Annotated in this window: 12 protein-coding genes; 5 read left to right on the top strand and 7 right to left on the bottom strand. The window is 44.2% G+C overall.

The features are described from left to right. The first annotated feature begins 49 nt into the window (after positions 1-49). From pstC to PGZ10_RS09950, 3 genes are read left to right on the top strand one after another with little or no spacing between them, the layout of a single operon-like run. Positions 50-925 (top strand): phosphate ABC transporter permease subunit PstC, encoded by an 876-nt coding sequence (gene pstC, locus PGZ10_RS09940; RefSeq protein WP_118198729.1) that lies wholly within the window; start codon positions 50-52, stop codon positions 923-925. Further along, entirely contained in the window at positions 915-1,748 is an 834-nt protein-coding gene (locus PGZ10_RS09945; protein WP_117557124.1) for a PstA family ABC transporter permease, read from the top strand. The genes pstC and PGZ10_RS09945 overlap by 11 nt, the downstream gene beginning before the upstream one ends. 1 nt (position 1,749) lies before the next feature. Continuing rightward, positions 1,750-2,481, top strand: a complete 732-nt coding sequence (locus PGZ10_RS09950; RefSeq protein ID WP_270541290.1) for a phosphate ABC transporter ATP-binding protein — start codon at positions 1,750-1,752, stop codon at positions 2,479-2,481. A gap of 83 nt (positions 2,482-2,564) precedes the next feature. Here PGZ10_RS09950 and gatB read toward each other — a convergent pair whose 3' ends face one another. The 7 genes from gatB to PGZ10_RS09985 all read right to left on the bottom strand — a co-directional run bounded on the left by gatB (position 2,565) and on the right by PGZ10_RS09985 (position 10,872). Further along, positions 2,565-3,998, bottom strand: coding sequence for an Asp-tRNA(Asn)/Glu-tRNA(Gln) amidotransferase subunit GatB (gatB, locus tag PGZ10_RS09955; protein ID WP_270541291.1), 1,434 nt, complete (start codon positions 3,996-3,998; stop codon positions 2,565-2,567). After that, the gene (gene gatA, locus PGZ10_RS09960) at positions 3,999-5,489 is read right to left on the bottom strand and encodes an Asp-tRNA(Asn)/Glu-tRNA(Gln) amidotransferase subunit GatA (protein ID WP_270541294.1); all 1,491 of its coding nucleotides are present in this window, start codon (positions 5,487-5,489) and stop codon (positions 3,999-4,001) included. 14 nt (positions 5,490-5,503) lie between these two features. Then, positions 5,504-5,797, bottom strand: coding sequence for an Asp-tRNA(Asn)/Glu-tRNA(Gln) amidotransferase subunit GatC (gatC, locus tag PGZ10_RS09965; protein WP_117823839.1), 294 nt, complete (start codon positions 5,795-5,797; stop codon positions 5,504-5,506). Between the two features lie 14 nt (positions 5,798-5,811). Next, positions 5,812-6,996 carry a hypothetical protein gene (locus tag PGZ10_RS09970; protein WP_270541296.1) on the bottom strand — a complete coding sequence of 395 codons (1,185 nt, stop codon included), beginning with the start codon at positions 6,994-6,996 and terminating at the stop codon, positions 5,812-5,814. Between the two features lie 64 nt (positions 6,997-7,060). After that, positions 7,061-8,392, bottom strand: a complete 1,332-nt coding sequence (gene aspS, locus PGZ10_RS09975; RefSeq protein ID WP_270541298.1) for an aspartate--tRNA(Asn) ligase — start codon at positions 8,390-8,392, stop codon at positions 7,061-7,063. Positions 8,393-8,865: 473 nt separating this feature from the next. Next, positions 8,866-10,134, bottom strand: a complete 1,269-nt coding sequence (locus PGZ10_RS09980) for a chloride channel protein (protein WP_270541300.1) — start codon at positions 10,132-10,134, stop codon at positions 8,866-8,868. 297 nt (positions 10,135-10,431) lie between these two features. Continuing rightward, on the bottom strand, positions 10,432-10,872 hold the full coding sequence (locus PGZ10_RS09985) for an Rrf2 family transcriptional regulator (RefSeq protein ID WP_117823835.1): 441 nt from the start codon (positions 10,870-10,872) through the stop codon (positions 10,432-10,434). A gap of 127 nt (positions 10,873-10,999) precedes the next feature. On the opposite strand from PGZ10_RS09985, the gene PGZ10_RS09990 reads away from it, so the two are divergent. Both PGZ10_RS09990 and PGZ10_RS09995 read left to right on the top strand, forming a co-directional pair. Further along, entirely contained in the window at positions 11,000-11,776 is a 777-nt protein-coding gene (locus PGZ10_RS09990; protein ID WP_270541302.1) for a 4Fe-4S binding protein, read from the top strand. Between the two features lie 107 nt (positions 11,777-11,883). Further along, the gene (locus tag PGZ10_RS09995) at positions 11,884-12,498 is read left to right on the top strand and encodes a hypothetical protein (RefSeq protein WP_270541303.1); all 615 of its coding nucleotides are present in this window, start codon (positions 11,884-11,886) and stop codon (positions 12,496-12,498) included. The last annotated feature ends 70 nt before the right edge of the window (positions 12,499-12,568 follow it).

Consider the following 12,568-nt stretch of genomic DNA (forward strand, 5'->3'; position numbering starts at 1 on the left):
TATCCGGACAGCGCTGTCTGTCCTGCATCATACCTAGAAAGGATTTACTATGTTTAAGAAACTTTCAGATAAATTCAGCAAAGGAATCATTTATCTGGCTGCCTTTCTCGTAACGGCACTGATGGCAGTCATGATGATCCATATTGTGAAGGAAAGTATTCCTGCCATTTCACAGCTTGGAATCAAAATGTTCCTGCCTACCACTGAATGGCGCCCTGTCAGTCAGAAACCGCAGTACGGACTATTACCTGCGATTGCCGGTACCCTTTATGTCTCAGCGATCGCAGTTGTCCTCGCACTCATCTTCGGCGTTGCCTGTGCCTGCTTTCTGGACTATTACCTTCCGAAAAAGGTGGCATCCATATTCCTTGCGTTCATCGATCTGGTTGCAGGAATCCCGTCCGTCATCTTCGGATTTATCGGACTTACGGTTCTTGTAAAAGCCTTTGCCACCCACCTCCATATGGCAGCCGGTCAATGTATCTTGGCAGCCGGGATCGTGCTGGGGATCATGCTTTTACCATTCGTTATTTCCACCTGTCATGAATCTTTACAGACTGCACGAAAGACTTACGAGTTCAGTGCGATCACACTTGGATTCTCCAGAGAATTTACCCTGCTGCATTTTATTCTTCCGGCAATCCGGCCGGGAATCATTGCAGGTGCCATGATGGCATTCGGCCGCGCACTTGGCGAGACAATGGCCGTCATGATGGTAATCGGTAATTCCCCGATTTATCCCAAACTCCTTGGACGTGGTCAGACACTTCCTGCCCTCACCGCACTGGAAATGGGAAGTATTGAATACGGAAGCCTTCACCTCTCCGTACTTTACGTTGCAAATGCTGTGCTACTTGTGATTCTTTTCATCGTACTCGGTATCAGCTATCTTCTGAAAAGGAGGCTTGCCACCCATGAGAACTAAACTGCAGAAATTTTTCACACGCCTGATTCTCAGTATACTCGGACTTTGCGTGATCGTTGTTACACTCTTCCTTTTCCTTTATGTCTTCTGGAAAGGGAAAAAAGTATTTAGCCTGTCCTTCCTTCTGGACAAGCCTGCCGGTGTTCCACTTGGAACTGCAGGCGGTATCTATCCGGCACTGATGGGTTCCATTTATCTTGGCGCACTTTCCGCACTGATCGGCGGTGTCCTTGGTATCGGCGCTGCCATTTATCTTGTATTTTACAGCACCGGAAAACGATTTTCCGTCCTTGTAAATATGGCGATCACCGGACTTTCCGGAATCCCTTCGATCCTGTTCGGGCTGGTTGGATATACGCTTCTGATCTACCGTTTTGGACTTAACCGCAGCCTTCTGTGTTCGGCACTGTGTGTTGCAGCAATGATCATTCCTTTTGTTGCAATCCGAGCAGAAAAGATTCTGGAAGAGAAGGGGCGTGAATATATGAAGAACTCCCTAAGTCTCGGACTTTCCCGTGAGTATGCCCTCCGGAAACTGATCCTTCCGGTCTGCTCTGTAGAACTTCTCGGAACCGTTGCGCTTGGAATGGCATACGGCATGGGTGCCGTTGCACCGATTTTATACACCGGAGCTGTCATGCAGGCAGATGTTCCGCATTCTCTCTCCGATCCGTTCATGTCACTTCCATATCACCTGTATATCCTTGTGAACAACGGATTTTCTTTGGATTATGCTTATGGAACCGCATTTGTACTGATGCTCTTCCTGCTCATCATCCAGTTAATATGTAAATTTATCACCTATCTACGAAAGGACAACTGATATGCTGAATATAGAAAATCTAAAATGTGGATTTGGAAAACACGAAATTCTTCACGGAATCAGCCTGACGATCCCGAAAGGACAGATTATAGCCATCGTTGGTCAGTCCGGCTGCGGAAAAACAACTTTTCTGAAAACCCTGAACCGGATGGTAGAAGAAGAAGGCGGCTATCTCTCAGGAACAATTACTTTAGAAGGAACCGACATCAAATCTCTTCCGAAAGAAAAACTCAGAAGGCGTGTTGGCATGGTTTTCCAACAGCCGATCGCTTTCCCGCACAGTATCGAAAAGAATCTGTCTTATGTACTGAAATACCACGGTGTCCGTAATAAGAAAGAGATTGCTGAGAAAATTACAGAGTCTCTGCAGAAAGCAAAACTCTACGATGAAGTCAAAGATCAACTGAAAAAATCCGCCCTCAAATTATCCGGCGGTCAGAAGCAGCGTCTTGCTATCGCACGAAGCCTCTGTGCCGGTCCGGAGATCCTGCTCCTTGACGAGCCGTGCTCCGCACTGGATATGAAGAATACAATTGCAATCGAAGAAACGCTTTTGGAGTTGAAAGACCAGTATACTTTCGTCATCGTCACACATAATCTGGCTCAGGCAAAGCGAATTGCCGATCAGGTGATCTTCATGGATCAGGGAGAAGTACTGGAAGTGACAGAAAAAGAGAAATTCTTTGAAAATCCGGCATCGGAACCGGCGAAAGAGCAGATACAGTATATGTAATAAAAAACGAGCAAATGTCTTTTCACATGACATTTACTCGTTTTTCTTATTTATTCCGCAAAGGATTTCTGTCAGTCTGATTTTTATTTCAGCATCTCTCTGAGCAGTTCATTAACCATACCCGGATTTGCTTTTCCTTTCATTGCCTTCATGATCTGTCCAACCAGTGCGCCAAGTGCTTTTTCTTTTCCACCCTTGAAATCTTCCACTGCCTTTGGATTCTTTGCAATCACTTCTTCCGCAAGTGTGCGGAGTGCACCTTCATCGTTGACGGTCTTCAGTCCGTGATCCTCTACATATTTTTCCGGATCCACATCCTCTGCAAATACCTTTTCAAATACCTCTTTTGCTACAGAACTGTTGATGGTTCCCGCGTCTGCAAGTTCGATCAGTTTTGCAAGGTTCTCCGGTGAAAATTTAATATCTGCCGGCTCCTGTCCGTTTTCATTTAACAGACGCATGGTTTCTACCATCAGCCAGTTGGACACTTTTTTCGGCTTGTTGCAGATTGCACAGGTCTCCTCAAAGAGATCTGCCATCTTCTTCGTTCCGGTAATGAGCTCCGCATCATAACGTGGAATATCATAATCTTTCTCATAACGTGCAAGTTTTTCACTTCTCAGCTCCGGCTGTTGGTCTTTGATTTTCTGGATCCATTCATCACTGATCACGATCGGCACCAGATCCGGTTCCGGGAAATAGCGATAGTCCTGCGCATCCTCTTTGGAACGCATCGCATAAGAATATTCTTTATTATCATCCCATCTTCTGGTTTCCTGAATGACTTTCTTTCCTTCTTCGATGAGTTCGATCTGTCTCTGTCTCTCTCCTTCGATCGCATGTGTAATCGCTTTAAAGGAGTTCAGGTTCTTCATCTCAGTACGTGTTCCAAACTCAGAAGCACCTACTTCACGAACCGAAAGATTGACGTCTGCTCGCATGGATCCTTCCTGAAGCTTACAGTCCGATGCTCCCAGATACTGGCAGATCATACGCAATTTTTCCAGATAAGCAATGACTTCATCTGCCGAACGCATATCCGGCTCTGATACAATCTCGATCAGCGGAACCCCACTTCGGTTATAATCTACTAAAGAGCAGTCCTCCCACTCATCATGGATCAGCTTTCCGGCATCCTCTTCCATATGCATCTCATGGATCCGGACTTTTTTCTTCTGCTCTCCGACTTCAATCTCTACATAGCCGTCTCTCGCAATTGGCAGATAGAGCTGTGAAATCTGATAGTTCTGCGGGTTATCCGGATAGAAATAATTCTTACGGTCGAATTTGCACATCTGTGTGATCTTACAGTTTGTCGCAAGTCCTACTGCCATCGCATATTCTACTACTTTTTTATTTAATACCGGAAGGGAACCCGGCATACCGGTACATACCGGGCAAGTATGTGTATTCGGTGCGCCCCCGAATGCGGTACTGCATCCACAGAAAATTTTTGTCTTTGTTGCAAGTTCTACGTGAACTTCCAGACCGATTACGGTTTCATACTGCTTTGACATCTATGCTTCCTCCTTTCCGGCTGCTTCTGTTTTGTCGTACATAGATACCCATTTTTTCTCTGTCAGGCACTCATAGGTATAAGCTGCCTGAAAAAGCTTCTTCTCCTGGAAGCAGTCTCCGATGAGCTGCATTCCAACCGGAAGTCCTTTCGCATCCCGTCCAACCGGAATACTAATCCCCGGAAGTCCTGCTAGGTTGACGGAAATCGTATAAATGTCGCCCAGATACATTTTGATCGGATCACTTAAGGAAGCTCCAAGCTTCGGTGCTGTCGTCGGTGCTGCCGGCGCCAGGATCATATCATATTTTGCAAATGCACTGTCAAATGCCTTTTTAATCAGTGCTTTTGTACGGAGTGCTTTCAGATAATAAGCATCATAATATCCGGAACTGAGTACGAAAGACCCAAGCATGATACGGCGCTTTACCTCCGGTCCGAAGCCCTCGGAGCGGGTCTTTTTGTACATCTGGTGAAGCTCTTCATAATCCTTTGTGCGGTATCCGTATTTCACACCGTCAAATCGGGACAGGTTGGAGCTTGCCTCTGCTGATGCGATGACATAATAAGCCGGAATCGCATATTTTACAAGTCCAAGATCAAATTCTTCAATCTCAGCTCCTGCATTTTTCAGAACCTCTGCGGCTTCCAGAATCGGTTTTTTCACTTCTTCGTCCAGACCTTCTCCAAAATAATCTTTTGGAATACCGATCTTCATCCCTTTTACATCGTTTACCAACGCACTTGTAAAATCCGTGTCCTGGCGTTCTACCGAAGTGCTGTCTTTTACATCATGGGATGCGATGGTCTCAAGAACCGTCGCACAGTCGGTTACGTCCCTTGCAACCGGTCCGATCTGGTCAAGAGATGATCCGTAGGCGATCAGTCCATAACGGGATACCGTTCCGTAGGTTGGCTTGATTCCAACGATTCCGCAGTAAGAACTTGGCTGACGGATCGATCCGCCGGTGTCAGATCCAAGAGCATATGGTACTTCCAGAGCCGCAACTGCCGCACAGGAGCCACCGGAAGATCCACCCGGTACATGCTCCAGCTTCCACGGATTCTTTGTCTCTCCATAATAAGAAGTCTCAGTCGTGCTTCCCATCGCGAATTCATCCATATTAGTCTTTCCGATCACAACTGCACCTGCTTTTTCCAGGTTCAGAACTGCTTCTGCTGAAAATGTCGGTACAAAATTACTCAGAATTTTTGAACTGCAGGTGGTCGTCACACCTTCCGTACACATGTTATCCTTGATCGCAACCGGTACTCCTGCAAGCGGTCCGGTCAGTGTTCCGTCATCGATCAGCTTCTGCACTTCTTCCGCTCTTTTTAAGGCAGCTTCTTTTTGAAGTGATACAAAACTGTTGACTTCTTTTTCTACTTTATCAATCTGTGCGAAGCAGGCTTCCACTGCTTCTTTTACTGTAACTTCTTTTGCCTGAATCTTTTTTCCAAGTTCAACGGCAGTAAGACCTTTCAAATCCATCTTTCGATTTCCTCCTATGCGAATGTTCTAGGTACTTTGTAGCTCTGTTCTTTCTGCTGCGGCGCATTTGCCAGCATTGCTTCGTGATTGTCTCCATTTGTCACTACATCCTCACGGAATACATTATTTACCGGAAATACATGTGACATCGGTTCAATTCCTTCTGTATCCAGTTCATTCAGGGTATCAATATAATCAAGCATGGTTTCCACATCTTTCTTTGCCTGCTCTTTTTCTTCGTCAGAAAGCTCCAGCTTTGCCAGGATTCCAACGTATTCGATTGTTTCATCCGAAATCTTGTTTGCCATTGTACTCGTCCTTTCTAATAATAATTATCGTAAAAGCTTTCGTACTCCTCCGATTCAATCCACTCACTCGGTGTAAGTTCTACTGTAAGTCCTTCCAGATCAACTTCTGTTCCATCGATCAGGACAATATTTTTCAGCTCCTGTGGAAATCCCGACTCTTCATTACCGATCAGCATTCCCATATAATTTTCGTATCCGGCGCTTACTGTCACGTCGTAATCAAAAATCCCAAAACCTTCCACACATTTCACATCATAGACACCTGCAGGTACGTCTTTTCCTACTGTAAATTTATCCGATACGGTTTTCGATTCTGTAAGCGGATTTACAATTGCTGTCAGATTCATCTGTGCATTCTCTGCTGTCATGTGAAGCTCCAGTGTATCCTCTACTATCACATAACATCCCGGAAATACTTCAAAGTCACTGACTTCTTCTTCCGTATTATCGTAGTCATCACCAAAATTGTACTGCACCCAGATATTATTTTTGCTGTCTGTCAGCTCTACCTGACCACTTCCACTTTTGCAGGTCAGTGTATAGGTCCCCTGCGGAAGATGTACACCGCCTTTATAAATTCCGGCTGTCAGGTCTGCTTCATAAAGTTCTCCTTCATCCGGCATCACTTCCTGCACATCGCTGTACGGATCATCCTCGGTGTAACTGTCACTGTCATCATATGTATAGTCTTCAAAATAATTCTGAACCTCATGAATGATCGTTCCACCAAGCTCGCCTGCAAGTGTGGCAATGATCACAAAACCGGCCAGAAACTTTCCAAACTTCTTTTTCTTTTTTACCGAACGGCTGCTTTGTTGCATTGAAGATGATGTATAACTGTAACTCTGGTTTCCTGTCTGGCTGTAGCTTGTGCCTGCGGTATTGTAGCTCGCATTTGCTGCAGAATATCCATTTCCCGCCGGATTTACTTTTCCTGCTGCCGCATTCTTTGACGCCTTTTTTGCAGCTGCTTTCTTTGCATTTTTATCTGCATTCTTCGCCTTACGCACATTTTCCCGAGTCATGGTCTTTCCTTCATACGGCTTTTCCGCTTCCGTATGTATATGTGTCAGCGATTCTTCATGACCGGAATTTCCAAGTGTCACATACTGATCGTCATTCTTTGAATTGTCAAGCCCACACTCTGTGCAGATATTTCCGTTTAATTTTCCTCCACATAAGGAACATCTTCGTCTCATTTTGACCTCCCCCGCTGCCTCTTGTCAGCTTCCTTTTTTACCTGCCAGCCAGGGAGCTTCGTCTCTACGGAGTAAGTCTGCTTAAATCTCTCGGGAAGAGGGTTGTCTCACGGACGTTATCTTCACCAAGAAGCTGCATTGTCAGACGTTCCATTCCGATTCCAAGACCTCCATGCGGCGGCATACCATGTTTGAATGTATCCAGATAGGTCTCCAGTCCTTCTTCCGTCATTCCCCGCTTTGCAAGCTTTTCCATCAGCATGTCGTAGTCATGGATTCTCTGTCCTCCGGTCGTGATCTCAAGTCCACGGAACAAAAGGTCAAAGCTGAGTGTGAATTTCTCATCCTGTGGATCGTCCATTGCATAGAACGGACGCTTCTTTGACGGATAGTAGGTTACAAATACAAAATCAGAACCCCATTCTTCTTTTGCATACTGTCCGATCAAATGCTCCTCCTCCGGTTCCAGGTCATATGGGTTGCGGATCTTACGATCGTATTTTTCTGAAACCTTCTGCTTTGCCTCATCAAAACGAATTGCCGGAATTTTAGAGACATCCGGAAGTGTCACGTCCAGGATTTTAAGTTCCTTCGCATAATCCTTTTTCAGAAGCTCCATCGTATACTGAAGGAAGCCCGTTTCCATCGCCATGATATCTTCAAAGCTGTCGATATAACCCATTTCAAAATCCAGACTGGTATATTCGTTCAGATGACGCTTGGTGTTGTGTTTTTCTGCTCTGAATACCGGTCCTGTCTCAAATACTCTGTCAAAAACACCAACCATCATCTGTTTGTACAGCTGTGGACTCTGTTCCAGCACTGCCGGACGATGGAAATAATCCAGTCGGAAGAGGTTAGATCCTCCTTCTGCTCCTTTTGCTCCGATCTTCGGGGTATGAATTTCTGTAAAACCTTCTTTATACAGGAACTCTCTGAATCCTCTTACGATTCCTTCCTGAATTTTAAACTTCGCTCTTTCCCTTACGTTCCGAAGAGAAATGGAACGATAGTTCAGCTTCGCTTCCAGGGAAGTATTCAGTTTCCACTTTGAAACAGCAAGTGGAAGGCTGTCTTTTGGCATACTGAGTACTTTTATCTCACTCAGACGGATTTCAATTCCGTTCGGTGCCTTCTCTGATTCGGTCAGTTTTCCTGTTACTTCTACTGTAGCGGCTTCTCTTAAATCTTTCAAGTCAAATTTTGTAACGCCTTCTTCGTATACACACTGGACCAGACCTTCCCGTTTTCTCAGAATCACGAAAGCAACTGTTCCCATGTCACGAATTGTATGAACGGCTCCATTTACCTTCACTTCTTCTCCAAGTCTTCCCTCTTCCAGTAATCCACTAAGCTCCAGCGTTTCTTTTTCTTTTACACCTGTCATAAATTCCATGTCACAATCCTCCTAAAATATGTTTTGCTTTTGTCAACCTCGTATTCCGGATTGGTTTTGATATGCATAAAAAAAAGCCCCGGAATACTTTTTCGTATTCCGGGACGGATAATCTGATGATCCGCGGTACCACCCGCATTGAATCCTTTGGGATTCCTCTCTTACATGCGTAACGTGCATGAACCGTATTACCCTACTAAAGCACCTGTGCTTTCCATTCAGATAATCTGCTCCAGAGTGTTCCCTTCGCCTCATTCCTCAAACAGCGCTCTCAGTCGGTGACGCCGTATTCCTGTCAAGTTCCAGAAGCAAGAGTCTCTTTCATCGCTTTGCTTTACTAAATTATTTTTAGATATTAGCACACGTTCTTTACTTTTTCAAGTATTTTCTTCTATTTTTTAATTTTTTCTCGTTAATTGTCAGCTTTTTTGCTTTTAAATCATCAATTCACTTTGTTTCTTTTTGTTTTTTGATTATTTCGTATGTTTATCCACGTATTTATTCTCTGTTTTGGAATAAACAATTTTCTGTTCTTTGTATAAACTGTAATATCCTGAAAGCAGATAACTTACCGCAACAACAATACAGTAAAATGGCATTCCATTAAAGCCAAACAACTCTGATGCAATCAGAAGTGAAGCAATCGGACTGTTTGTTACTGCACAAAAGACACCGACCATCCCGCATGCTGCACAGATATCTGTTGGTGCGACAAGGATCGTAGACATGAAAGATCCTAGCGTCGCCCCGATAAACAGGGACGGTACGATCTCCCCGCCTTTAAATCCTGCGCAGAGTGTAAGTGCAGTAAACAGCATTTTCAGAAGAAACATCTGGGGTTCTACCGCCTCTTTAAAGCTTGCAGAGATCACGCCCGTTCCTAGTCCCAGATATGCATCCGTTCCGAGCAGGAAATATAAGATGATCACACCTGCTGCCCCTGCAACCACACGCACATACGGATTCGGAAACCATTTCTTCAGATAATGTTCCCCATTATGCAGCACAATACAGAACAGTGCTCCGGCAAGCGCACACGCAATTGCCAGAATGATCGCTTTGATCGAATCCACACTGTAAAAATTTGGAACCGATTCTACCAAATACGGCGGAGTAACGGTCCTCACTTTCAGAAGCAGCGCAATCCCCTGTGCGGCAAATGCAGAAAATACACATGGCACCAGCGCGGCATAATACATCACACCAACACTGATCACTTCCATTGGAAATACAACCGCCGCCATCGGTGTCCCGAAAAGTGCTGAAAATGCGGCACTCATACTTGCCAGAATGATGATCTTCTTGTCACTCTCATTCAAATGCAGATATTTCGCACATACATTTCCTACACTTGCTCCAAACTGAAGTGCTGCACCCTCTCGTCCGGAAGATCCTCCAAACAGATGTGTGATCGCTGTCGATATCAGAATCAGTGGTGTCACCCATCCCGGAACCTCTTCCTCATCCGACCGGACTACTGTCAGAACCAGGTTCGTTCCGGAGTTCTTCTCCTGCCCGGTAATTTTGTACAGCCAGACGATCAAAAGACCTCCTAGCGGTAGTCCAAGAATGATCATCGGATTTGCCTGTCTAAACGAAGTCACCCATACAATCGCATAGGAAAATCCGCTGGCGATCAGTCCGATGAGACTTCCGATCACCCCGGACAAAACGATCCATTTGAACAATGAACCATACAGATTTTTCCATGCTTCTTTCATTTCTTTTAATTTTTCATTCATCCTTTGTTCCTCGTACTCTTATTTTCTTAAAAAAAGAATGTACCTTGGCACATTCTCGCGCCGAGCGCGTTGCTGAGCGCCAGTGGCGCTCGTTAAGCAACGACCGAAGCAGAGCGTAGACCGCTTGCGACATCCTTCATCTTCGCGCGAGTGCACATCTCCGGCACACGGTGCCTTTTATTTAACAGGAAGTTCCTTCAGAATTTCCTGTTAAATAAAAAATGCTGTATACACATCCTCATTTCACTTTTTATTATAGAAAATTTTTCTTTTTTTGACAATTCCAACTGACAAAGATTATTTCTCTTTTTCTAGCTGCATATGATAATCCCGGATCATATCTGCAAGCGTAACTGTCTTCAGGCTGTCTTCCAATGCAGATTCAAATTTAGAATAGGAGTTTTGCAAAACCGCCCGGATGTTACGTCCAACTGGACACAATTTAGAAGCTTTGGTATGTACGTGAAATATATTTTTACAGAACTGCGGTTTCACGGCATTGCAGATTCTGTATACTGTAATTTCTTCCGGCGGCATATTTAAAGTCGTTCCACCGGTACCGTTTTTCACATTAAGGATTCCAGCTTTTTTTAAAGCACTCATGATACTGCGTATCGCTACCGGATTCGTTCCCGTTGATAAAGCAATCTTTTCACTTGTGATCTTATCCGTCTCTCCAAATTCGCTGACCAGTATCAGACAATGAATTGCAAGCGATGCCCTTATTGATAACTGCATACTCTGACTTCCTCCTTTGATTTCATTTTAGCTTATCATATTTTTCTATAGGTGTAAATATTGACATTACATCTATGAAATGATAGTCTTGTTGTAAATTCAAAAATTACACCAAAGGAGTAAAAAAATGAAAACATATCCAGTTGTAGAAATTACATTTAGTCCTACCGGAGGGACCAAAAAAGTTGCAGACCAGATCAGCTGCTATCTGGGAAATATTACAAATACCGTGAATCTTATCCGGCACGATGTCAGCTTTTCAGATGTAACAGTCCCTTCTGATTCACTTGCTGTCATCGCAGCTCCTGTATTCGAAGGCGTTATTCCTGATATCGCCATTGAAAGGATGAAAGAGATACAAGGGAACCATGCAAATTGTGTAGTTATTGCCGTATATGGAAATCGCGCATATGACGATGGTCTGATCCAGTTAAAAGATACCGCCGAGTTATGCGGTTTCAATGTTATCGCCTCCGTTGCAGCTGTTGCAGAACATTCTATCATGCGCCAATTCGGCAGTGGACGACCAGACGAAGAAGATAGCAAAGAGTTAAAGAAATTTGCAGAAGAAATACTCGAAAAACTTTCCTCTGAAAAAGAATTGTCTACTGATTATTTCGTGCCTGGCAGTCATGAGTATAAACACCTTGGCAACCTGAATGTTGTTCCAAAAGCAAGTGCTTCCTGCACTGGCTGTGGAAAATGTGCCGATGCCTGCCCAACAGGTGCAATCAATAAAAATAATATCCGAACCGGCGATAGCAGCAAATGTATCAGTTGTATGGGATGTATCGCCGCCTGTCCAAAAGGTATCCGGAAGCTAAACCCTGTCTTTTTGGCTGCCGCATCTCTGAAAATGAAAAATCTGTTATCCGGACGAAAACCAAATGAGATTTTCTTATAATCCTCAGCAGACATTTCCTTCTCTCTGTTGATTGAAATTTTTATGCGAAACTGGTATTCTATAAGAAAAGAAAATCGATCGTTTTCATGATCGAAGGAGGTTAATATATGTCCGAAATTTTAGCTTTCGCAGAATCTGCCAGTTCTGATCCAAAGCTTTCTGCAGAACCAGTTTCCGGATCCGGAGACATCCATACGTCCACTGATGTACCACCACAGGAAGCTCCAGCTCCGGAACCAAGCTCCTCTGAAACAATTTCAAAAGATGACTCCGGTCAAATTGCTCATGAATCCGCTTCTGAGGCAGAAACCATTTCATCGGAAGAAAAAAAGAATACTTACACGGATTTTTCATCGGATGATTTCAAATCTCCTGACGATTCCGAAAAAGATCCGTTTACCGGAGAAAAGAAAAATTCCCACCACCACATTTTCCATACAGCAAAGGAACTGAACTATCTGCGTGAAAAATACATTCTGGAAAAAATTCCGGATGACCAGCTTCTCGAATATCTGAAGCTTGAAGAAAAGCGCCACGAACTCCAGGTACAGGAACGCAACATCCGCGAAAAGCGGATCATGAATGCCTTTATGCTGACAGTAATCCTTGCTGCAATTGTGGCTGTAGTATACAGTCTGCATGAGAATCCTACAGTACTCATCAGTATTCTGTATATCGGTGGAATCCTTGCAGGAATTCATGTCTGGAACAAGAAAAAATGAAATGTAACTGTTCAGAGCCAAGCAAAATTTCATAAAACAGGTGTAAAATGCTTGCATTTTTAAGACTGTT

Source organism: Coprococcus sp. AF102-57 (assembly GCF_027686195.1).
Classification (GTDB): Bacteria; Bacillota; Clostridia; order Lachnospirales; family Lachnospiraceae; genus Allocoprococcus; species Allocoprococcus comes.